The organism is Neisseria sp. HMSC078H04, from assembly GCF_001838135.1.
GTDB lineage: Bacteria > Pseudomonadota > Gammaproteobacteria > Burkholderiales > Neisseriaceae > Neisseria.
Genome location: NZ_KV835830.1, coordinates 1 through 23,719, shown reverse-complemented (window position 1 = coordinate 23,719; position 23,719 = coordinate 1). Strand labels below are relative to the sequence as shown.

The window sequence follows — 23,719 nt, the reverse complement described above, 5'->3', positions numbered from 1 at the left end:
GGTCAAATCACCGTAGCCGTTGTAGTCGTAGCGCACCAATTCCTTGCCGTTGAAGGTAACGGAAGTAAGGCGGTTGACGTAGAAACGTTCGTCTTCGGAAACAAATACGTCCCTTTCTCCGGCCGGATCGAAGTCGGGATCGTTGTCGTGCAGCCGAATGGAGGAGAATACGGGTTGGAAGTGTCGGCCGCTGCCGTCGTAAATGCTGTGCGGCAGCCCGTTGTCGTCGTAGCAGAGGCGGATATGGCGGCCGTTGCGGTCGAGTTGTGCGACCAGTTGGAAAATGCCGCAGCCGGAATCGACTTCGGCAAACAGTAGCCGTGCGCCGCCGTCGGGGGAGGCGATTTGGTAGAGGTCGTCTGAAATCTGAGAAAAGAAGATTTGTTCGTAAGGATCAAAATAGGCGTTATCCAGACCGTAGGGGTCTTCTTCGGCGGAAGCAGGTCTTGGGGCAGCCTCTTCTTCATATAAATCGTCTTCATCGTCGTCGGCTGCGGAATAAGGCTCGTCCGCTTCGTCGCTGATATCCGGCAACGGAATTTCCCTGCCCTGCTCATCAATATAAAGGAAACCGTCGGCAGTCCGGACAAGACGCATGGAGAACGGCAGCGACCAACCCTGCCCCAGCCAGCCGTTGCCTATTTGGTCGGAATAGTAGCTACGCTGCCAAACAAGGGGAAGTGGGGAGTCAAAGGCAAAGTCGGTCTCTGTATCGTCAAATAGGACTTTGATACCAAGTACAGCATTAACAGGATTACCGATAGCTGCTGCAACTTTACAAGGGATACAGTGACCATGACCAGAAGTAACTACCCCGCCATCAGAACCTGCTCCACTACCCCCGCCAAAACCACTGACCATTTTTCGTGAAGGCAGTCTAATACTAGGTAAACCTGGAACCATTGAAGCGAGCGAAACTACATCAGATACAGCATCAGCCACATTAGCTGCAGCAGAGTCAGGAGCAACCAAAGAAAGGGCACTAGAGGCAACATCGGCCACCATCTCTATCACATCTACCGGCCCAGCTGCATTAGTCAGCGGCTCAGGCGGATTGGCAGAACCTTGAGACACCATGGCAGGTGCAGAAGGTTGAGGAACAAGAATACCTATGGTGTTACCGGAAGAGGACATGCGATTACTCCGTCGAAATCCTAATTAATCTACAAGTAGAAACCTCAAAACAAGGAACCTCAATCACTTTCTGAGGACTTTGAACACATTATTTTGCAAAAATTATAACAAACAATAAGCTATAAATAAAACTGTATTTGATAAACTTTATTATCTAAATATCATATAGTAAGCGCATATTTTTAAAGATTATTTACATTTCTTTAGTTATTATTTCAAGTGGTTTAAATTTATATTTATCAACACATCGAATTATGCTAAAGTACGAGTTTAGCAGTTGTATCTGATTAGCAACTTGGGAATCTAAAACCTCTTCTCTTGTGATGACTACTTATGCTTAAGCAAAATGAAGTCTATTTTTTTGGTAAACTGAATCAATCACGTGATTTTATTTTCTCCGAGAATCTTCAAACTAACGATAGATTCTTTTGGGATAACTGGTTTAGCCAATGCTACGGCCAAAACAAATTAATTTCATTCACTCGAAAAACATATTCCCCTTTGCAAATTTGGCTATTCTGCATCAAATTACCTGATAGTCTTATTTATACAGGTATAATTGCTGGCAGTTCTGATAAAATTGGCAGAAAATATCCATTTGTGTTATTTTATAAACCTAGCTCTATTCCTGAATCACTTGATTCTCTTTTTTCTCTTTTAAAGAAAAAAAATTCTTTTAACAGTATTTTAAAAGAAGGGAAATGTTGTATCGAAGATTTTTACAATAGTGATACAACAGGGAACCCTATCCTCTCTGAATCCTTTCACAACTTTTTATCTGATTCAGACGGCATCGGTAGTTTTTGGCAAAAGATTGAAAGCAGTGACCACATAAAACATGAAGGCCTCCCCTCATGCTCACTATTTAATAAGTTATTTGGATCATAAGTAGATGAACACATTTCCTCGCTGGGACGAGCCTATCTCTATCGACAGTCCCGAAGGTGTAAATATCGAATACGATAGCCGCTTTTTAGAACTACAAAGCGTAGCTGAAGGCAAACCAGAACAACAGTATGGTGACACGATTATTCCGGCAGAAGAGGCCGACTGGGCAACGGTAGAAAAGTTATGCAATCAATTGCTAGCTGAGTCTAAGGATTTGCATGTCCTAGCTTACTATGCACAGGCGCTTACAGCTAAACATGGACTCGTAGGATTCTGTGCTGGTTGCGAAGCAATCAGAGCTAATATAGACCTGTATTGGGAATCAATTTATCCTAAACTAGAGGATGAAGACGGTGAATTTGACCCATTTTATAGGATCAATGCCCTTAGTTCCTTTACCACACTTGATGGCATCATCAAAGAGATTCTTTCATCTAAATTATTGATAAATGGGTTAACCCAACAGCCAATTACTGTAAAAGAAGCTGTTTCTATCCTACAAGGGAATGACCTACAAAATTATCCGGGAGGTAAAGAACGGCTAATGCTCGATATTAGAGTAAATGCCGATACGGGGAAACCTGAATTGACCGCATTAATTCAAGCATTGGACTGCCTGAAAGACATCCAACGCATTTTCTCGTCTAATTTACAGGATGAACACTCACTTGATTTTGATGTTATTCAGAAACCTCTTACCCTAATTCACAAAGCCATCAATTATAATGATGGGAGTACTCCCTCAGCACAACAGACAGAACAGTCAGAGTTACCCTCTGAAACTAACAGTTCAGCTATTACACAAGAACAATCTATTCAAGAGGCCGATGCATGGCGTCGTCTGAATATTAAAAATCGTGCTGATGTTGATTTAGCTTTAGAGAAAATCTGCATTTATTTTGAAACTCTTGAACCCAGCCACCCTGCACCACTGTTTATCCGCAGGGTACAAAGACAAATGAATATGAACTTTTATGACATCATGAAAGATATTAGCCCAGAAAGTATTGCCAATTTAGAAGTTTTAATTGGCAAGCCGGATGAAGATACAGCAAACTCCTGAACCTAGCATCCCTCATCCGCGATTTAGTAAAATTTTTTAAATACACAACATTATTAATCATCCTAAGGTTATAACCATGTCACGAAATAAATCATCAGGTCAAAAGTTTATTGCCCGCAATCGAGCTCCTCGCGTGCAAATTGAATATGACGTAGAGTTGTATGGTTCAGAGAAAAAGATTGAACTGCCTTTCGTTATGGGTGTTATGGCAGATTTGGTTGGTAAACCTGTCGAGCCACTGCCTGACTTGGCCGAACGAAAATTCTTAGAAATTGATGTAGATAATTTCGACGAACGCATGAAAGCCCTTAAACCTCGTGTTGCCTTCAACGTAAAAAATACATTGACAGGTGAAGGAAATTTGAATGTAGAACTCGAATTGGAAAGCATGGATGACTTCTCACCAGCTGCGATAGCTAAAAAAGTAGCACCTCTAAATGAACTTTTACAGGCGCGTACAGAACTATCTAATTTACTCTCATATATGGATGGTAAAAGTGGGGCTGAAGAATTAATTGGAAAAGTCTTAGGGGACAGCGAATTACTAAAAAGTCTTGCAGCTGCACCTAAATCAACATCCAAAGATGAACAATAGTCTCTAATAAAACTAGAAGTGAAAGTAAATCATGGCTGAAAAACAATTAGATATCCTGGGAAATGGCAGTTCGCAACATGTATTTGCGACCAATGAATTTGAACAGCTGCTTCAAAAAGAATTCAAACCTAAAACGGAAGAAGCTAAAAGTGCTGTAACCAATGCAGTTGCTACATTGGCTCAGCAGGCTCTACAAAATGTCGTTACCATTTCAGATGATACCTATCAAACTATTGAAGCAATCATTGCTGAAATTGATAGAAAACTTTCCGAGCAGATTAATTTAATTTTGCATCATGAGGACTTTCAAAAGCTTGAAGGTGAATGGCGCGGCCTGCATCATTTAGTGACCAATACCGAAACAGATACTTTACTGAAAATCAAAGTATTACCTATTTCTAAAAAAGAGGTAGCTCGTAACTTAAAACGCTTTAAAGGCACAGCCTGGGATCAAAGCCCACTCTTTAAACGTATCTATGAGGAAGAGTACGGCCAATTCGGTGGTGAGCCTTTTGGTTGTTTAGTAGGTGACTATTATTTTGATCATTCTGCCCCTGATGTAGAAATGCTCAATAGCCTTGAAAAGATTGCCGCAGCTGCGCACTGCCCATTTATTGCAGGTGCCTCTCCCAAGTTAATGCAAATGGAATCTTGGCAAGAATTAGCTAATCCGCGCGACTTAAGTAAAATCTTCCAAAATGCTGAATACGCTCCATGGCGAAGTCTGCGTGAATCCGAAGATTCACGTTATATCGGTTTAGCTCTACCTCGTTTCCTGTCTCGCCTGCCTTATGGTGCCACGACAAACCCCGTAGATGAATTTGACTTCGAGGAAGAGACAGAGGGCGCGGATCACAATAAATATACTTGGGCCAATGCTGCTTATGCAATGGCAGTAAATATTAATCGCTCATTTAAATACTATGGCTGGTGTACTGCCATTCGTGGCGTGGAATCAGGCGGTATCGTTGAAAATCTTCCCTGCCACACATTCCCAACCGATGATGGTGGTGTAGACATGAAATGCCCAACAGAAATCGCCATTAGCGACCGCCGAGAGGCAGAATTGGCTGCATTGGGCTTTATGCCATTAATTCATCGCAAGAACACGGATTTAGCTGCATTTATCGGTGCGCAATCTTTGCATAAACCATCTGAATATTATGATCCAGATGCTACCGCCAATGCACGTTTATCTGCTCGCTTGCCTTATTTATTCGCATGCTGCCGTTTCGCACACTACTTAAAATGTATTGTTCGTGACAAAGTTGGCTCATTCCGCGAACGTGATGACATGGAACGCTGGTTGAACGAATGGATTATGAATTATGTAGATGGAGACCCCGCCAACTCTACGCAAGAAACGAAAGCACGCAAACCATTGGCTGCTGCTGAGGTAGTTGTAGAAGAAGTAGAAGATAATCCAGGATACTATACTTCTAAGTTCTTCCTGCGTCCTCATTATCAACTTGAGGGGCTTACCGTTTCTCTACGCTTGGTTTCCAAATTGCCTTCGACTAAACAAGAATAGTCAGGCTGAGTTTATTTAGTTGGGTATATTTAGTGCCCTGTTGTTAAATCGCTTGTATTTTTTAACTAGGAGAGTAAAAAATGGCTATTGATATGTTCATGAAAGTTGAAGGTGTAAATGGCGAATCAAAAGATTCTAACCACAAAGACTGGACTAACATCGAAAGTTTTGACTGGGGTGCAGAGCAACCTGGTTCAATGACTAGCGGTGGTGGCGGTGGTGCCGGTAAAGTCAATTTCAATGACTTGACTGTAGTTGCTGCTATCGATAAAGCAGCTCCAACCATTTTGAAAAACTGCGCTACTGGTCAGCACTTGAGCAAAGTAGAAATTTCTGTATGTAAAGCTGGTGGCGAACAAATTGAATACTCACGCACCACATTGGAAGATGTCTTGGTAACCGGTGTGAAATTCATCGGCGTACAAGACAATGATGCACTGAAAATGCGTTATTCATTCCAAGCTGCAAAAGTGAAAAACCAATATTGGGAACAAACTGATAAAGGTTCTAAAGGTGCTGAAGTTCAAATGGCCTTCAATATCAAAGAAAATAAATCTGCATAATTGATATGTAGATTTAATTAAAAAAGCCTGACTTAAAAGGCGTTTTTAAGTCAGGCTTTATATATAAATTTTTTCACTTTTCAGACGGCACTACTTAACTGAAAAATTAATCTTGTTTTTAACTTCTATTATTCATCTTTATAAATTAAATAAGGAATCATTGAAATGGATTTGAAGACTAAATTATCAGAGATGATTGAGCTTGTACGTTCAAATCCTGACAATCAAGAACATCGTTTAGCACTGATTCAATATCAGTGTCTATGCGCAAAATGGGAACAGGCTTTAAAACAGATTGGGCAATACCAAAAACTCTTTCCCGATACTCAAAAGCCCCTGATGCTCTACCTTATTGAAAATATTTCTGCTGAAATACGTCGCCAAGCAGTCTTGGAAACACAGCAAAAACCCAAAACTCTAGAACAGCACGCAAGTAAACTTGATATTCTTCAAAAGCAACTCTCTTTAGTTGCCCATGTTTCAGAACAGAAAAACAAGGCTCTTGTCGATGATTATACTGTGTTATCTGAGAATATAGACGGCTCCCCCGTACATATTACTTACCTTTTAGCAGATAAATCAGTTTCTGAAATTGATGGCGACTGGATTATGGATGGAGACGTGCGCACCGCCTTCGTTTATGAATATTTCTATCAAGGTCACTATTACTGGCAAACATGGGATTCTATTGAAAATATTTCTTTTAAGGCTCCAAGTTCCTTACTGGACATCATCTGGAGAGCGTCTGAAATTAAATTTACTAATGGTGAGTGTATTCAATGTACTAGTCCTGCTCGCTATACTGTTATGCCTGGTGAGGAAACAGCATGGTCAGATCTGCTAATGAAGTGCTCACAAACTGACTGGATTGAAATAGTAGAGCAACTCTTTACAGGAGTTGGTCAAAAAACTTTGTATACCGATAACCATGATTTTGGCCTTTTAGATATTCGTAATATTAGATTTGAACAAAATCATTAAAATCTATCCATCCTTCAAACTCAGCAATTAAACATGTCGCAATTCAAAAATCAACTGTTACCCACTTTATTTGACAGACTAACAGATGAAGAACCGCGCAGAAAAAAAGAGGCACGCTCCGATCAGGTCATTAATCTTGATCAATATCGGCAAGCAGTACTGCGTGATATTCTTTATCTACTGAATACATGCAACATGCAAGCAGAAACTATGGGGATTGACCTAACTGAAAATGTACGCTCTTCTACATTAAATTATGGTATCCCTCCCCTTTCTGGTATTAATTTTTCTGATATTGAATGGCAAGATGTGGAACAGAACATCAAACAAGCCATCATCGATTTTGAACCGCGTCTTGAAAATAAGACTCTACAAGTGATCGTAAATACCTCAGACGATGATGACGATGCTTTACACAATAAACTCATTATTGAAATCAAAGGTTACCTGAAACTCAATCCTTATCCTAAAGAATTCTTGCTCCGAACCAGCATGGATGTTGAAACAGGATTGTTTGACTTATTAGATGGGGGAAATGGGGCTTGAATAATAAATTACTGTCTTACTACAACAAAGAGCTAACTTTTCTAAAGGAAATGGGTAAAGAGTTTGCAGCCCAATATCCTAAGATAGCCTCAAGATTAGCTTTAGATACAACTGATATTCCTGACCCCTATGTTGAAAGACTCTTGGAAGGGGTAAGTTTTCTTACTGCACGCACCCAACTTAAACTGGATGCGGAGTATCCTCGTTTTGTCCAAAGAATCTTAGAAGTTGTTTATCCTGACTTCATCAATCAAAAACCGGCGGCAGCTATTGTCAATCTAGAGCCTACTAATCAATATAACGCTGATGTGATCAATCTACTGGAACGAGGCAAAATATTAAGGTCTCTGCCTATTGATGAATTTAAAGTAAGTTGTCCATTTTCTGTAACTAAAACTACTGAAATTCTGCCACTTCGTATTGAAAAAGCCAAATACACTGACTCAATAGGTTATTTGCCAAACACACTCCCTGCACTCAAACAATCCTCTAGTAAGAAAGTACAATCTGCCTTGCGTTTGGATTTTTCATTGAGCGTACCAGGTGCATGCTCAGAGATGTTGCCAGATGAATTATCTATATTTTTGGGTACAGAGCTTTCCAAATCATCTTCATTGCTGTTTCTATTGACTTCTGAATGCGTGGGGGTTGTTTGTCACAGTTACGAAAATCCAAAACAATGGTATTACCCATTACCTACTACACCAGAACATCGTGGTTTTCGAGAAGATGAAGCCTTATCATTTAATTTAGATAAATCGGTGAGTGCATTCCGAATTATGCAGGAGTATTCACGCCTACCGGAAAAGTTCCTATTCATTTCCCAAAAAAATATTAAACAAGCTATCCAGCAAGCCGAGAAACAAGGACACTTACCTAAAGTACCTGAACATTTAGAGGAAATCGTAAACGATAAGGGAGTCAATAAAAAAATTATTACTTATCGTAAACGCTATTTTAGTCTTTCATTTTTATTCAATAATAAAATACCTGAATTAACTGAACTGATCGGTGTAGATGATTTTTCTGTGAATGCCGTACCAGTCGTCAACTTATTCAGAAAAAAAAGCTCACGCTTCCCGGTAAATATTCAAGATCAGGAACACCATGTCGTTATCGACCGTACCCAGCCCCTGAATTATGAAGTCTACGCTATCGAGCAAGTAAAAGGCTTTGATACCAACAACCTTCAAACCGTAGTATTTTCACCGATGTACAAAGCACCGGATATAGGACTCTTTCCAGAAGCCCAAACTCAGCATGCTTATTTTTCTGCTCGTCGTGCTGATAGAGTACCATCCGAAAACTCAGCTAAAAATGGTTTTCGCTCTTCCTATTTAGGTAGTGAGGTATTTTTATCTCTTGCTAATAATCAGAATTACGCCTTTAATTCAAACGTACAGCACCTTTCTGTCGACGCTTGGTGTACAAGCAGAGATTTGCCTCTAATCATGCCTCGAGACGGAGAATCTGACTTTCTTATTGAGGGATTTTTGCCAGTCAAATCGATTAAACTGATTTCTAAATTAACAAGGCCTCAAGAAGCAGTAAGTGAAGATAGAACACTTTGGTCATTTTTAAATCAATTGAGCTTAAATTACCTGTCTCTTTTGAATACTGATGAAGAAGATGCACCTGTTGCTTTGAAAGAGCTTTTAACAGTATTTGTTTCTTCTGAAAGTGATTTACTGAAAAAACAGATTGAATCAATTACACGAGTTGAAACCTCAATTATTAACAAAGTAATCCGTCATTATGGAGTTGCAGCCCCTATCAGAGGAATCAACATTACCGTTACACTGGATGAAGCTCAACTAGGCGGCATTCATCCTTTCCTATTTGGATCAGTTTTAAACCATTATTTTCGACGTTTGGTGTCTATTAACTCATTTGTACAACTGCGAATTGACACGCTCCAGCAAGGTCATATTGCTACTTGGCCGTCTGAAATTGGGGAGAGAATGATTATATGAGTCCAGTCAACCCTAAAACAGATTTTGGTGACTCATTAGACAATGCTTGGGATGAAAAACTTACAGTCTTTTTAAATAAAGTTTCCTCTCAACCATATAAGTATGATTATTTTTCACTCTTGCGCCAGCTTGAGTCCGTTAAATTTATTACTGGTGGGCAAATATTAGGCAAAGCTATTAGCCCAAAAATGGAGAAAATAAGGATCCGCCAAAATCCTTCGCTTACTTTTGCCCCACGCAATCTCCAATCGGTAACCTTATCACCACATTATGTAGAAATTTCCATTAATGGATTTGGTCTGTTTGGCCCATCTGGCCCACTACCCCTACATTTAACCGAATATGCTTATGAACGCCAACATCAACACGGAGACCAGGCATGGACAGGTTTTGCAAATATGTTGCAACACCGTCTGGCTATCTTATTCTATCGGGCGTGGGCCAATGCCCAAAGTATTACATCGTTAGATAAAAATGCCGAAGACCGCTTCGGAAAATATATTGCCAGTTTTAATGGCCTTAATATTCCGACCACACATAACAAAGGTTTAATTCACGAATTTGCTAAACGCTATTTTTCCGGTCTATTAATAAAACAAAGCCGATCTGCAGTCAACCTGCAACAACTGCTCACTCGCTATTTCCAAGTTCCCGTTAACATTCAAACTAACGTAGGGTACTGGGTTGAAGTCGAAGAAGAGAAAACGCAAATTGGGATTATGGGCAACTACACACTTGGGGACGGTTTACTACTAGGTGACAAACTCTATGATATGCAAAGTAAATTCCGGATTATTATTGGCCCCCTTACTCTACCAGCCTACCAATCATTCTTTAAAGACGGTATTAATGCAGCCCGTTTACGCGAATGGGTTCGTTTATTTGCCGCAGAAGAATATGAATGGGACATCCAACCTATTCTGATGCAAAAAGAAGTTCCACTGATGGTTTTAGGAGGGAACACTCAACTCGGCTTATCAACTTGGCTGGGGAATGTTTCCCGAGATGCAGAAGACTTGATTGTCAGCAATCATTAATCAGCTTTTCAGACGGCCATCGTCGATAAAAGCTTTAGAAAACTATTTTGGACATATTTGAAATAATTTAATTAAGGACGTCTTATGTCAAACATCAGCCGCAGCGTATTATTTGGTAAGTTAAATACTACTTTGTATAAAACTTTGGAAAATGCCTATACCTTCTGTCGTCTTCGAGAAAACAGCTATGTTGAATTAGTACACTGGCTACACTCTCTACTTCAAACTGAAAAAACAGATATCTTCTGCCTGATAAATCAGTTTAACTTAGATGAAACCAAAGTACGAAAAGATGTATTGGCTGCCGTAGAAAAACTGCCTGTTGGTGCTACTGCCGTTATTGACTTCTCAGAACATATCCAAACCCTTGTCGAACAAACTTGGACATACAGTTCACTAAAATTTGGTACAGACAAAATCCGTACGGCTCATATTTTCTATACCATGCTGCAAAATAAAACTTTGCAGGGTATTTTGGCCAATATTTCATCTGAATTCCTGAAAATTAAACCAGAGACATTGGCAAACAATATTATTGCTATTACTGCTAACTCTGAAGAAAATCTTGATGTTACCAAAAATGCCTTATCTTCAGAGCCTAATGCTACTCACAAAGAAAGTGCCTTAGCTAAATACGGCAGTAATCTTACCGAAAAGGCTAAAAATGGCGAAATAGATCCAATCACAGGCCGTGACACTGAAATCAGACAAATGATTGACATCCTCATGCGTCGCCGTCAAAACAACCCGATTCTTACAGGTGAAGCCGGTGTTGGTAAGACTGCTGTGGTTGAAGCTTTGGCATTACGTTTAGCTGCCGGAGATGTTCCGCCTGGGTTGAAAGACGTTCAATTAATTCTATTGGATATCGGTTTGCTCAAAGCTGGTGCCAGTGTTAGCGGAGAATTTGAATCACGCCTCAGAGCAGTTATGGATGAAGTAGAATCCAGCCCAACCCCAATCGTGCTATTCATCGACGAAATCCATACTTTAATTGGTGCTGGTGGAGCTGCCGGTACTGGTGATGCTGCCAACTTACTCAAACCTGCATTAGCTCGTGGCAAACTTCGTACTATTGGTGCAACCACATGGGCAGAATACAAAAAATATTTTGAAAAAGATCCTGCCCTAACTCGTCGCTTCCAAGTTGTACAAGTAGATGAACCCGATGAAGAAAAAGCCATCAACATGCTTAGGGCATTAAATGCTTCTCTAGAAAAACACCATAAAGTGATCATTCTTGATGAAGCAATCCAGGCTGCTGTAAAACTTTCTCACCGCTATATTCCAGCACGTCAGCTCCCCGATAAAGCTGTAGGCCTGATTGATACTGCCTGCGCACGTGTTGCAGTCAGCCAACATGCTGTACCTGGAAACATTGAATATCTACGCAAGAAGTCAGAAGCATTAAAACTTGAGCAAGCAAATTTAGAACGTGAGAAAAAACTCAGTTTTGATTCTGAAGCTAGAATCACAAATATTGGTAAAGAATTAACTGAGGTTGAAGGCCGTCTGAAAAAATTAGAAGACAGATGGAAATCTGAAGCAGACTTAGTTGCCGAGCTATTGGCTGTACGTGAACAAATCATGCAGGTTGAACAAGAAACAACCGATGAAGAAAATAAACAGTTGCGTACCCGCCAAAAAGAACTGGTTACTAAATTGAAAAAACTGCAAGGTGTCCAACCTTTGGTTATGCCGTTAGTAGACAGTCGTACGGTTGCTGACGTTGTAGCAGACTGGACTGGAATTCCTGTCGGAAAAATGATGAAAGACGAGGTTGAGGCTGTATTGCAGCTTGCTGATACCTTAAATAAACGCATCATCGGCCAACGCCACGGTTTGGATGCGATTGCCCGCCGTATTCAAACTTCACGCGCCAATCTAGACAATCCCAACAAGCCTATTGGTGTTTTCATGCTTGCTGGCCCTTCCGGTGTGGGTAAAACCGAAACTGCACTGGCTCTAGCCGATACATTATATGGTGGTGAACAAAACGTGATTACCATCAACATGAGTGAATATCAAGAAGCTCATACTGTATCCACTTTGAAAGGAGCTCCTCCAGGTTATGTCGGCTATGGTGAAGGTGGCGTATTGACTGAAGCTGTACGTCGTAAACCTTACAGTGTTGTCTTACTCGATGAAGTAGAAAAAGCACATCCAGATGTTCATGAAATCTTTTTCCAAGTATTCGACAAAGGCTGGATGGAAGATGGCGAGGGCCGCTATATCGACTTTAAAAACACTATTATCATTCTTACCACCAACGTTGGTACAGATTTAATTATGGATATGTGTGATGATCCCGAAATGTTGCCTACCCCAGAAGGCCTAACTAAAGCCCTGCGTACTCCCCTGCTGAAAACTTTCCCAGCTGCTTTATTAGGCCGGATGCAAGTTATTCCTTACTATCCGCTATCCGATGATATGCTCTCAAAAATTGTTGAATTGCAATTAGACCGTATCGTAAAACGCATTAAAGATAATCATGGCATCGACCTACACTATACCCCTGAAGTGTTAAAACTAATCACTTCACGTTGTACAGAAGTTGAATCAGGTGGCCGCATGATCGATGCGATTCTTACCAATACGGTTCTACCACAAATCAGCCAAGAACTACTTACTTGCACAACACAGGGGAAACAAGTTTTTAGCGTAAATATCGACGCAAGCAATCATGACTTCAATTACCAATATAAATATAAACTTAGAAAGAAAAATGCTTTATAATTCTAAGCAAAATAAGAAATCTTAGTATTCGATCGACAGTCATAGACCAACTCGTTCCTAAAGTCTAGGCTGTCGATTAATTTAAAATTTCTATCATTAAATACAATCGCTATTGATGTACCTAGGTAACCAAAATGCATGGAAAACTGATAAAATATATATCATTTGCAATGATATCTTTGATGGTAAGCGCATGTGCGTCCAACCATAAACCGCCAAAAGAATCTGACGAAAGTGGAGAAAAAATTGATGTCCAAATTATAGTTTCTCCCGATGTCAATCCAAATTTAGTTGATCAACCTTCCCCCATAAGATTGGATTTATATCAACTGTCATCTGATGGTGAATTTAAAAAAGCAAACTATTTTGATCTTACTAATAATGCTAAAGAAACTTTAGGAGACAAATTAATTCAACAAAACCAATTCATGTTACACCCTGATACGGTTTCTGTATTACCTATCAAGATGGATTCTCATCTGAAATACCTAGGTGTTGTTGCCAGTTATCGTGATTTGGATAATAGTCAATGGAGATTGATTTTATTAAAACAAAAACAACGATGGTATCAGTTTGGGAAACACTATTTCTACGTGAATATTGGGAAAAATGAATTATATCAATTATCGAAATCAGAGATGCAAGAAATGCTAAAAGAATATAAAGAGCGCCATCCTGATGATCTGCTTATCAAAGAAAATGGGAAAACTCGTAAGAATAATAGTGACCTGAGCAAAGGCATTTTCCGCGAGGAATAAATACTTATATATAAATAATTTGAGGTTGAATGCATGGCAATTGAAGCAAAAGTAGTTTGGTCAGAGGGAATCTTTATTACCCCACAGCATTTCCAGCAATTTGAACGTTATCTTGAGTCTGGATTACGTCAACTAGCTGTTTCTAAAGAAGGTTATTTTTGGGGGTTTTCATCTTTAGTACTGGATTCAGACGGCCTCAAACATGGTGTTCTCGGTATTCGTGAAGCAGAAGGTATTTTTCCTGATGGTTCTATATTTGTGTTTTCCCAAAAACAACTTGAAAATTTAAGCTTAAAAGTACCTGCAAACATAAAAGATACCAAAGTTTGCTTAGCCATTACTCTGCCATCCTCTGTCAATAATGAGATTGACTTTCTAAATCAAAATTCTGCTCACTCTTACCGATATAAAGCATTTGAGAAAACCCTTGCAGATACAACAAACTCTGAATTAGACGGTCGCCAAATTACACTAGCAGATCTTAATCCTACATTGATTTTAGAAAATGATTTAACTAGCAATCAAACTGCCCTTCCTATTGCAATTATCCGATCCAGTTCAGCAGACTTTGAAATCATTCTAGACGAATCATATATTCCACCATCCCTAGGAAGCCAAAAGCAACAACACCTAAAAGCTTACATTTCAGAAATATACGGCTTATTAATGCAAAAAAGCAATAGTCTAGCTAACGCTGTAAACGACCCAAATACCGGAGGTTCTGTTGAAGTAATGGACTTTATGATGCTTCAGACCATCAATCGATATCTGGCTTATTTGCATCATGAAAATGAAGGCGCTCGTCAAACTCATCCAGAACAATTATTTGTCAACTTATCAAAATTATGTGCTGATTTAATGACTTTCCTTCCTTCACGCAAAGTAGGAGATGTTCCTATTTATGAACACAATGATCTAGCATCATGTTTTGGTAAATTATTTTTTAACTTGCGCAAATCACTGTCTATTGTACTTGAACAAAGAGCAATTAGAATTCCATTAGATCTGCGTGATGAAGCAACCCGAGTCGCCCAAACTCCTGATCAAAGCTTGCTGGATAAAGCTTCATTTGTCCTAGCCATCAAAGCTGATATGCCTAACGAAGCCTTGCGCCAAAAAATTCCAAGTGTAGTAAAAATAGGTACTGTAGAAAAAGTTAAGGAATTGGTTGCTTACCATTTACCTGGAATTAAAGTTCATGCGTTATCCGTGGCACCAAGAGAATTACCATACCATAGTGGTTATGTTTATTTTGAATTAGATAAAAAACATGAATTATGGGATATGTTTGATACTTCCTCAGGTATGGCTTTCCATTTGGCTGGTAATTTCCCTAATTTAGATGTTGAATTTTGGGCGATTAAGTCTTTAAGTTAATTTGATTTAATTTGGAATTTCATTATGAATAACCAGAATAATACTGCAAACAACGCAGTAAATGTTTATAACCCTTTAATTGAAGCTGCTAAACCTGTTCTTATCTTGGCTAACTCTATGCAGCAAACTACTAGTCAATTATCTACTGATAGCCTAATTAATAAATTCTCTCTCTTAATTGATAATTTTGAAGAGAATGCTGAAAAAAATGGAGCTAAATATGATGCCATTCAGGCTGCAAAATACTGTCTTTGTACATTTGTAGATGAATTAGCAGTCCGTGCAGGCTGGGCTGATGAAACTTGGTCAAAGAATAGCTTATTAGTATCTTTTTATGATGAAACTTGGGGTGGAGAACGTTTTTTTGAAATCATTCAAAATTTGAAACAAGATTCTGATAAGAATATTGATTTATTAGAGTTTATGTATTTATGCCTGCAATTTGGTTACAAAGGTAAATACCAGGTTCTAAACAATGGGGAACTTGAGATCGATAAAATTAAAAGAGACTTACTTGCCTTAATTCACAGTAAACGACCTGACCAAACTGTTAATCTTTTTAAACATAACCCGATTATTACAAATAATATTCAAAGGAAACGCAGACTTGCTATTCCTTTATGGGTAGTAGGCGTATTAGGAGCTGTTGCATTAGGGGTAAGCTATTTTACAATGCAATGGTCATTAGGAGATAAATTCAATACAGCCAGTACAAAAGTAAACAGCCTCAAACTCCCTTCAGTAATCACCAAACAACAGGATACACAAAAAACAGTCCGACTGCGGCCTTTATTGGAAAATGAGATTGCTAGAAAATTAGTATCTGTGGAAGATTTTCAAGACAGAAGCACTGTTACTATTTTAGGCGATGGCTTATTTGAATCCGGCTCTGCACAAATTCAAGACCAATATTATCCTGTTTTGGCTGCGGTTAGCCAAGCCTTAGATAGTGTGGAAGGACAAATTATTGTTACGGGATACACTGACAATCAGCCAATCCAGAGCTTGAATTTTCCATCCAACTGGCATTTATCACAGGCTCGGGCAGATGCAGTAAAAGAAATTTTATTGAATTACGTTAAAAATGGTGGAACACGCATCCGTTCTGAAGGGCGAGGCTCAACCGATCCTGTCGCACCAAACGATACTTTGGAAAACAGAGCTAAAAACCGAAGGGTTGAAATTACATTATTTACCACAGGAACTGGACCCAAACTAGGTAGCACAGTTGAAATAAAAAACAATACCTCCAATCCTTAATAAAACGGTAGTGCAAACATACAATAATCTATTTTAGATTGATACGGAAAAAATAGACATGAAAAAAATTATTTATTTTCTAGGTTCTCGCTCTTTATGGGTAATGTTGGGTATTACTGGCCTAATTATATTAGTATGGTTTATTGGCCCATTAATCTCCATAGGTGAAGTTCGCCCCTTAGTAAGCAAAACTATTCGTTTTGTAGTGTGTGCCACTATTATTGGTATTTGGTTGGCTAAAGCTGTATTTCGCCAATATCGTGAATCCCGACGAAACGCTGCTTTATTGAAAGAAATTCGAGCAGCCCAAGAACCTATTTTAAAAAGTGCAAATGATGTTAGCTCTATGAGTCGCCAGTTTGCTGAAATGGACAAAGTATTAAAGAATGCTAAATTTTCTAAATCTAAAAACAGTTTGTTGGCTAGACTAGAAGAAGGTCAATACCTCTATCAAATGCCATGGTATGTTGTCCTAGGGGCAGCAGGATCTGGTAAAACGACTGCACTCAAACGTTCTGGCCTTAACTTCCCCTTAGAGAGCACTTTGGGGACATCTGTAAGTGGCCTAGCAGGTACACGAGATTGTGATTGGTTCCTATCGGATGAAATAGTATTTCTCGATACAGCTGGTAGATTATCTTTACATGACAATCATAGCAGTAAAGATTCTAGTGACTGGGAAGAATTTGTAACGCTGCTACAACGTTACCGACCTAAACAACCAATAAACGGGGTATTGGTTACTGTAGGCGTAGATGATTTATTGGGCGGAAAAACCAATATAACAGAAATCTCAGTAGAACTGCGTAAAAGAATCCATGAAATGCATACTAAATTAGGTATACATTTTCCAGTTTATCTTATGATAACCAAATTAGATTTATTGCATGGTTTTAATGAATTCTTTAACCATCTAACTGAAGAACAAAGAAATCAATATTTAGGGATTCCTCTATCTAATACGGAAGGAATGGAAACCCCTATCGCTACTGCTTCTAATGCCTTAGCAGATATTGCAGATAAATTACGCTCCTCTATGTTGGGTACTGTTCACCAATTAGAATCCACTGAAGACAAGGCTGCGGCTTTTGCATTCCCTGAGGAGTTTGAGCGTCTTAATCAGGCCGTACTTTCCCTATTTAAAGAGCTGTCTAAATCTTCAAAATTTGAGCAACCTATCGCATGGAGAGGTGTTTATTTTTCAAGCTCAACTCAAACAGGACAACATCTCAACCCTATACTGGAAGGTTTGCAAAGTGATTTTCAATTATCTAAAAAATACTTGGATTCAAACCAGGCCTCTACTCAGAACAACGAACATAGCTTTTTCTTAAATAGACTATTTGCTGACGTTATTCTAAGCGAGGCAAATTTGGCTGGTGAGAATAAATCTTGGTTTGTCAAAAAACAAATCTTGTATTGGCTAGGTATTGGAGCTATTGCGACTGTAGTAATCGCATGTTTGACAATGATGTTGAATAGTTACTCCAATAACCAATCATATCTTGAACAGGTTGATAAAAAAGCAACTGACTTAGCTTCAGATGTAAAAAAATATACAGACGGCCCTGATTTACTTAAGGCTGTAACATTTGCTGAACAAGTCAGAGATACAACTACCAGTAAAGAAATTCCAGATTTATTATCCCCTCCGATCAGCTATCGTATGGGCCTTTATCAAGGCGGCCAAATGAAAGATGTTGGGGAGTCAGCCTATTATAGAATTCTTCAAGACAACGTAATGCCATTAATCAGTTATAAGTTGGATGAACTTCTACGCACAGCTAATAGCTCCAACAATATTAATAGCTATGATGCATTAAAAGCTTATCTTATGATGTTCCACAAAGAACATTTTGATGCTACTTTTATGCAAAACTGGTTAATGTCCAATTTGTCTAAAACAGAATCATCAGGTATGAGTGACCAACAAAAAAAATCTGTTGAAAAAGCTCTGAATCAGATTCTTTCAAAACAAAGCATTACACCAAGCGTTCCCTATGATGAAGAATTAGTAGAACGTCGTAGACAGGAAATTGCGCAAAGAGACATTGCAACCATGGTATTAGAAGATACCATAAATACAGTTACTCTCTCTGGAAAGGGAGGAGTTACACCTGTATCCTTTTCAAGTATGGGTGGAGTGCAAAGTCACTTGTTATTCCGACGTAAGACTGGTGGAACTCTGAAAGAACCTATTAACTTTATTTATACCAAAGAAGCTTACATTACTAAAGTTTTGCCTGCTATGGTTAAATCTGCAGAGCAGTTTTTTAATGAAGACAATTGGGTATTAGGTGACTATGCTTCTTTAAGTCAAAGCAAGGCATCTGTCCTTTCTGATGCCCAAAGAATCTATTTCAGTAATTACATCAAAGTTTGGAATAGTTATTTATCTGATTTGTCATTAGTAACACCAAAGTCATCACGAGAGAGTACTCAAATTGCTAAGCTGCTATCTGAAAAGAACTCACCTTTAGTCAATATTATTAAAGGAATTAGTGATAATACGACTTTAACTATTGACAAACGAATAACAGAAAAAGCTGGAAGCAAAATTACTGATTGGTTAAATAGAGCAGGACTCTCGAAACTCTTAGAGAGTGAAGAGGGGAATAATGTAAAGAATGAATTAGTTGCTTTAAAACAAGCAACTCCAGTCGATGATGCTTTTGCAGATTTCCATATATTAACTGAAACCACTAATGATCAACCTCCAGCTATTAATAACGTTACAGAAGCTATAAATGATTTATATGTTTATTTAGTTGCCGTTAATGTTGCTGTAGAAAAAGGAGTGGACTTACCACCTGATGATCCTTTCGTAAAATACAAGGCTGAAGTAAATAGACTGCCACCTCCCTTTCGCCAAATGTTAGATAACTTTTCTGAAATTATTCTGAAAAACACTAACAAAATTGTTGATGAAAAAATTTTATCTACTTTAGAAAAACAAATGGCCACATTGACTAATAGTTGCCAAGAAATACATCAACAAGGATACCCTTTCGATAAAGGGTCGGAGGACAATGTTGCATTAGAGAGTTTCACCAGTATATTTGGCCCCAATGGTATCTACAGTAAATTTACTAACTTGACTGGTGAAGCTGCCGTATTGGCACGCTCAGAAAAACTGGAAACTTTAACTGCTAAAAATGATGCTTTTAAAGATCGTTTTGCAAAACTAAACGATATAGCAGACATCCGACAAGGATATTTTGATAAAGGCTCAGAAACTCCTACATTTGACTTCTCGGTTAAAGTTTTGATTCTTGATACTAGTTTAGAAAGTGTAAATATCTCATATGCAGGGAAAAGCTATGTATACAGCCATGGTCCTGTAAACCCTGTAACCTTTACTTGGCCATCGAAGAGTGAAAATGCTTTAGCCAAAATAGATATCTCTTCTCCCCAAATCAACAGTGCAGGTATTAGTTCAACTGGGCCTTGGTCAATCTTCCGCCTTATTGAAAAAGGTAAAATTATTCGCCAAACAGGAAATACCACCGTTGTCGAATACAATATTAAAGGAAAAAATCTTGTACTTGAATTTACTACTTCTACTGCCTTTAATCCCTTTAATTTAAGTAAATTAAGGAATTTTCAGTGTATTTAAAAGTCTCAATAGAGATGTAAATAATATTGTCTAAAATATCACTATCACATATTTTATCCCTATTTAAAATATAGGATGAAAATACTTGTAACCGGAATATTGGTTTAAGATTGACAAGGAGTTTTCCGAAATGAATAGAACTATCGTTGCTCATACGCCTTTGGGATCACAACTATTATTCAAAAAAATGCTTGGAACAGAATCTGTTTCAAATCTTTTTGAGTTCAATATTACATTGGTCTCCCAAAACCCAAATTTACAAGGTAAAGATATTATTGGTCAGTCTGTAACATTGGAAATTGATACTGAAGCAAGTAGTCCTCGTTACCTAAATGGTCTAGTTACCGATTTCGGTTATATTGGAGAAGATGAGGATGAGGAAAGTTATCATGCTTATACCTGTACCACTCGTCCATTCATGTGGTACCTCACTCAAAATACGGACAGCAGGGTTTTCGTTGATAAGTCCGTATTAGATATCGCTAATGAAGTCTTAGCACCATTCGGATTCCCATACCAGATAAAATGTCAAAAAGGGTATCGAACAAGAGGCTTTTGTGTTCAATATCAAGAAAATAGCTTTGATTTCTTAAACCGCCTATTTGAACAAGAAGGTATCTACTATTATTTTGCCCACAGTAACGGTTCACATGAGCTGGTTATTACTGATGATGTCGGTGTTTTAGAAGCTATTTCATCCCCTAACATCCCCTACCACTCTCGAAATACTGCACCAGGGGCACCAAATATTGCCTATATTGATATTTGGGAAGAACGAGATGCTTTAAAATCTAGTCAATTTGTTACTCGAGAATACAATTATAAAAATGCTAAAGTACCGATGATGTCTTCTGACTCAGTTCATGACTTTAATTCGGTATCTATGGAACACTATGACTTCTACACAGGTTTTAGTGATGTGGCAGAAGCACAAAATTACAGTCAGGTTCGTAGCGAAGATTTGAAAAGCCAAACCAAGATTATTACTGGCTCAGGCACTGCACTGACACTTGCTCCAGGTTATACGTTTATCCTGAGCAAACACCCTCATGCATCTTCTAATACCGAATATACTATTTTAAAAGCTGATTATGATTTCGAAGAGGCAGGCTATACGTCTGGAGACCGTATTGGCAAATTTAGAATTTCATTCCACGTATTACCTAAATCTTATCCATACCGCCCTCCTCTTAAAACTCCCAAGCCAAAAGTTTTAGGGACACAAGCAGCTACGGTAACAGGACCTGCAGGTGAAGAGGTCTACACCAATGAATATGGCGATATTAAAGTCCAGTTCCACTGGGATCGCTATGGAAAAATGGATGAAAACAGTTCCAACTGGGTACGAGTAACTCAAGGCTCTGCTGGTGCTGGCTATGGCTCTATTAATACACCACGCATTGGCGAAGAAGTACTGGTTGATTTTATTAATGGCGATGCTGATCGACCCATTGTATTAGGCCGTCTGTATAACAGCGCAATGTCGCCACCATGGGGATTTCCTGCTGCAGCTAAGCAATCCGGTATCAAGAGTAAAAGTTTTAACTCTCCATTAGCCAACTTTAACGAACTGATGTTCAATGATACTGCTGGGTCTGAAATGGTCAACTTCCAGGCACAAAAAGACTTGACCTCACTTGTTAAGAACAATGAAACCCGTAACGTCAACAACGACCGAACCACTACAATTGGTAATAATGAAACTGTAACAGTAGTAGGTGATCGAGCTAAAACCGTTCAAAAAAACGAAACTGCCTCAATTACCCAAAACCGTACCAAATCAGTCGGCCAAAACGAAACTTCCAGTATTACCCAAAACCAAAGCATTAGTGTTGGCCAAAACCAAAGTACTTCTGTGGGTAAAGATCAGAGTGTTTCTGTCGCTAAAAATCGAACCCATTCTGTTGGCCTCGATGAAAACATTGGCATCGGAAAAAATCAGGCTTTAACCGTAGGCTTGGATCAAAACGTTTCTATCGGCAAAAATCAAGCATTGACCGTTGGTGCCAATCGTAACAAAACCATTGCATCCAACGAGGTAAGCAGCATTGGTGGCAATAAGCAGGAAACCGTCAGCCTAAATGGTATGAGCAACGTTGGTATCGGACAAATGACCAACATTGGCGCTGGCTATATGCTAAACGTCGGAGGTGGTTGGATGACCAACGTTGTTGGTGCCGAAATGCATAGCGTTGGCCTAGTTATGGGACTTAATGCAGGTTTAAATATTGGCCTTAATGCCGGCAATAAAATTACCTTATCTGCTGGGAGCAAAATTACCCTTCAAGTAGGCAACTCAATGATTGTAATAGATAAAAATAAAATCTCTATCGTTAGTAAAAAAGTTAAGATCGTTGGCACTAGTGTAGTAGATATGGATGGTAAAAAAGTCGATATCAACTAGAAGAAAAGGTATATAAATGTTCGAATTGGAGAACTTTACCTGCTTTCATACGCAGCAATTTAAAAACATCGACCAGTTAGATCGAACATATGATGTTGTAGTTGCTAAAGTCAGTTATGAGTTTGAAATCGATCCTGTAACTGGAAAAACCGTACTTGAGTTTGCCCAAACGCAGACGCCTCTTACATTTGCAGATACTTTTTACGGTGAACCATCTCAAACTTCAACTCAGTTTGAAAGCGACTTCTGCCTTTATAAACCTAAAACTGATTTAGTGGTCAATGCAATCGCCTATGCACATGATGACACTCCCGCTCGGCAACTTGCTGTAGCGGTGAGTGTTGGCGATTACCAAAAAAGTCTGGCTCTTACTGGCGAGCGCTACTGGGTAAGAGAGATAGCCGGATGGTCTCTAAGCGAACCAGATCCTATTCTCTCCTTGCCCATCCGCTATGAATTTGCCTTTGGCGGTGGTGCAGTTGAAGACGATCATGAGGGGCATCAGCAAAATCCTGTCGGTATTGGTTATTATCCCAAATCCCAACTCAAACAAAATGGGTTCAAAAGGATATTAAAGGCTCACCAGATTTATGACCCAAGCCATCCGGTACGAGATCCTGCTGAAAATGTTGCTCCTGAAGGATTTGGCTTTATGCCCCGTTATTTTGCGCAACGGGCACAACATTCAGGTACTGCCGATGCAGAATGGATAGCTAACCGTGCACCTTTATTACCAAAAGATTTTTCTATGGCTTATTGGAACGGTGCTCATCCTTCCCTTCAATTGCCACATCTAAAGCCTAACCATATCTATACACTAGGATTTACCGGCATGGTACATTCCTTTCAAGCGCCCAATCAGTACTTTACTGTCGAACTACCGGTAGAGACTGTATTTGTACATGCCCATACCGCATCTAATATGTCTTTGTGTAAAGACATGGTGTTGGATACCGTACTCGTTGATGTAGAACAACGCCGCATTGACTGTACATACCGGACTTCTTTTGCAGAAGAGCTGGAAATTTCTGCATGTCAACTCAGGTTTATTGCTCGACATGAACGGGCAGAACAAATCGCAGCCGCAGTTGCATGCCATACTTCACAAGACAAATTTATCCCGATACCGCCTTCTCTTGCGGCACTCGCGTAAACAACTAAAAGGCCGTCTGATTCCCAACCAATTGCAGCCAACTTTTCAGACGGCCTCTATATTCACAACAGGAGCACCCCATGGCCGTCAATAAAATCGCCCGT

17 protein-coding genes are annotated in these 23,719 nt (G+C 39.2%); 16 read left to right on the top strand and 1 reads right to left on the bottom strand.

What is annotated here, in order from left to right; translation table 11 throughout:
• Positions 1–1,134, bottom strand: a 1,134-nt coding sequence (locus HMPREF2560_RS10850; RefSeq protein WP_283132703.1) for a DUF6531 domain-containing protein, incomplete at its 3' end; no start/stop codon positions are given.
• A 333-nt stretch (positions 1,135–1,467) separates the two neighbouring features.
• Between HMPREF2560_RS10850 and tagF the strand changes: the two genes are divergently transcribed.
• The 16 genes from tagF (at position 1,468) to HMPREF2560_RS04225 (ending at position 23,615) form a co-directional block, all read left to right on the top strand.
• Positions 1,468–2,022 (top strand): type VI secretion system-associated protein TagF, encoded by a 555-nt coding sequence (gene tagF, locus HMPREF2560_RS04300; RefSeq protein ID WP_070606740.1) that lies wholly within the window; start codon positions 1,468–1,470, stop codon positions 2,020–2,022.
• 4 nt (positions 2,023–2,026) lie between these two features.
• Positions 2,027–3,085, top strand: coding sequence for a type VI secretion system protein TssA (tssA, locus tag HMPREF2560_RS04295; protein ID WP_070606736.1), 1,059 nt, complete (start codon positions 2,027–2,029; stop codon positions 3,083–3,085).
• A 76-nt stretch (positions 3,086–3,161) separates the two neighbouring features.
• On the top strand, positions 3,162–3,680 hold the full coding sequence (gene tssB, locus HMPREF2560_RS04290; protein ID WP_070606732.1) for a type VI secretion system contractile sheath small subunit: 519 nt from the start codon (positions 3,162–3,164) through the stop codon (positions 3,678–3,680).
• Between the two features lie 31 nt (positions 3,681–3,711).
• A complete protein-coding gene (gene tssC, locus HMPREF2560_RS04285; protein ID WP_070606729.1) occupies positions 3,712–5,211 on the top strand; it encodes a type VI secretion system contractile sheath large subunit in 1,500 nt (499 codons plus the stop codon).
• Positions 5,212–5,291: 80 nt separating this feature from the next.
• Complete coding sequence (locus tag HMPREF2560_RS04280) at positions 5,292–5,774, top strand: Hcp family type VI secretion system effector (RefSeq protein WP_003761730.1); 483 nt, start codon at positions 5,292–5,294, stop codon at positions 5,772–5,774.
• A 165-nt stretch (positions 5,775–5,939) separates the two neighbouring features.
• Positions 5,940–6,755, top strand: coding sequence for a type VI secretion system accessory protein TagJ (locus HMPREF2560_RS04275; RefSeq protein WP_070606727.1), 816 nt, complete (start codon positions 5,940–5,942; stop codon positions 6,753–6,755).
• A 33-nt stretch (positions 6,756–6,788) separates the two neighbouring features.
• Complete coding sequence (gene tssE, locus HMPREF2560_RS04270; protein ID WP_070606724.1) at positions 6,789–7,301, top strand: type VI secretion system baseplate subunit TssE; 513 nt, start codon at positions 6,789–6,791, stop codon at positions 7,299–7,301.
• Positions 7,298–9,274 carry a type VI secretion system baseplate subunit TssF gene (locus tag HMPREF2560_RS04265; RefSeq protein WP_070606721.1) on the top strand — a complete coding sequence of 659 codons (1,977 nt, stop codon included), beginning with the start codon at positions 7,298–7,300 and terminating at the stop codon, positions 9,272–9,274. The genes tssE and HMPREF2560_RS04265 overlap by 4 nt, the downstream gene beginning before the upstream one ends.
• Complete coding sequence (gene tssG / locus HMPREF2560_RS04260) at positions 9,271–10,311, top strand: type VI secretion system baseplate subunit TssG (RefSeq protein WP_070606718.1); 1,041 nt, start codon at positions 9,271–9,273, stop codon at positions 10,309–10,311. The genes HMPREF2560_RS04265 and tssG overlap by 4 nt, the downstream gene beginning before the upstream one ends.
• A gap of 84 nt (positions 10,312–10,395) precedes the next feature.
• Positions 10,396–13,047, top strand: a complete 2,652-nt coding sequence (gene tssH / locus HMPREF2560_RS04255; protein WP_070606716.1) for a type VI secretion system ATPase TssH — start codon at positions 10,396–10,398, stop codon at positions 13,045–13,047.
• A 134-nt stretch (positions 13,048–13,181) separates the two neighbouring features.
• Positions 13,182–13,805, top strand: coding sequence for a type VI secretion system lipoprotein TssJ (gene tssJ / locus HMPREF2560_RS04250; RefSeq protein WP_070606713.1), 624 nt, complete (start codon positions 13,182–13,184; stop codon positions 13,803–13,805).
• 33 nt (positions 13,806–13,838) lie between these two features.
• Positions 13,839–15,182, top strand: coding sequence for a type VI secretion system baseplate subunit TssK (gene tssK / locus HMPREF2560_RS04245; RefSeq protein ID WP_070606710.1), 1,344 nt, complete (start codon positions 13,839–13,841; stop codon positions 15,180–15,182).
• Positions 15,183–15,206: 24 nt separating this feature from the next.
• A complete protein-coding gene (gene tssL / locus HMPREF2560_RS04240) occupies positions 15,207–16,442 on the top strand; it encodes a type VI secretion system protein TssL, long form (RefSeq protein WP_070606706.1) in 1,236 nt (411 codons plus the stop codon).
• Between the two features lie 58 nt (positions 16,443–16,500).
• Complete coding sequence (gene tssM / locus HMPREF2560_RS04235; RefSeq protein ID WP_070606703.1) at positions 16,501–20,058, top strand: type VI secretion system membrane subunit TssM; 3,558 nt, start codon at positions 16,501–16,503, stop codon at positions 20,056–20,058.
• Between the two features lie 130 nt (positions 20,059–20,188).
• Positions 20,189–22,462 (top strand): type VI secretion system Vgr family protein, encoded by a 2,274-nt coding sequence (tssI, locus tag HMPREF2560_RS04230; protein WP_070606700.1) that lies wholly within the window; start codon positions 20,189–20,191, stop codon positions 22,460–22,462.
• A 16-nt stretch (positions 22,463–22,478) separates the two neighbouring features.
• A complete protein-coding gene (locus tag HMPREF2560_RS04225) occupies positions 22,479–23,615 on the top strand; it encodes a DUF2169 family type VI secretion system accessory protein (RefSeq protein WP_070606696.1) in 1,137 nt (378 codons plus the stop codon).
• Positions 23,616–23,719 lie beyond the last annotated feature (104 nt).

Coding starts and splice junctions, on each gene's coding strand:
- HMPREF2560_RS04225 (WP_070606696.1), top strand. CDS start 22,479: ATGTTCGAATTGGAGAACTTTACCTGCTTTCATACGCAGCAATTTAAA.
- tssK (WP_070606710.1), top strand. CDS start 13,839: ATGGCAATTGAAGCAAAAGTAGTTTGGTCAGAGGGAATCTTTATTACC.
- HMPREF2560_RS04275 (WP_070606727.1), top strand. CDS start 5,940: ATGGATTTGAAGACTAAATTATCAGAGATGATTGAGCTTGTACGTTCA.
- tssM (WP_070606703.1), top strand. CDS start 16,501: ATGAAAAAAATTATTTATTTTCTAGGTTCTCGCTCTTTATGGGTAATG.
- tssI (WP_070606700.1), top strand. CDS start 20,189: ATGAATAGAACTATCGTTGCTCATACGCCTTTGGGATCACAACTATTA.
- tssL (WP_070606706.1), top strand. CDS start 15,207: ATGAATAACCAGAATAATACTGCAAACAACGCAGTAAATGTTTATAAC.
- tssC (WP_070606729.1), top strand. CDS start 3,712: ATGGCTGAAAAACAATTAGATATCCTGGGAAATGGCAGTTCGCAACAT.
- tssJ (WP_070606713.1), top strand. CDS start 13,182: ATGCATGGAAAACTGATAAAATATATATCATTTGCAATGATATCTTTG.
- tssG (WP_070606718.1), top strand. CDS start 9,271: ATGAGTCCAGTCAACCCTAAAACAGATTTTGGTGACTCATTAGACAAT.
- tagF (WP_070606740.1), top strand. CDS start 1,468: ATGCTTAAGCAAAATGAAGTCTATTTTTTTGGTAAACTGAATCAATCA.
- HMPREF2560_RS04280 (WP_003761730.1), top strand. CDS start 5,292: ATGGCTATTGATATGTTCATGAAAGTTGAAGGTGTAAATGGCGAATCA.
- tssB (WP_070606732.1), top strand. CDS start 3,162: ATGTCACGAAATAAATCATCAGGTCAAAAGTTTATTGCCCGCAATCGA.
- tssH (WP_070606716.1), top strand. CDS start 10,396: ATGTCAAACATCAGCCGCAGCGTATTATTTGGTAAGTTAAATACTACT.
- tssE (WP_070606724.1), top strand. CDS start 6,789: ATGTCGCAATTCAAAAATCAACTGTTACCCACTTTATTTGACAGACTA.
- tssA (WP_070606736.1), top strand. CDS start 2,027: ATGAACACATTTCCTCGCTGGGACGAGCCTATCTCTATCGACAGTCCC.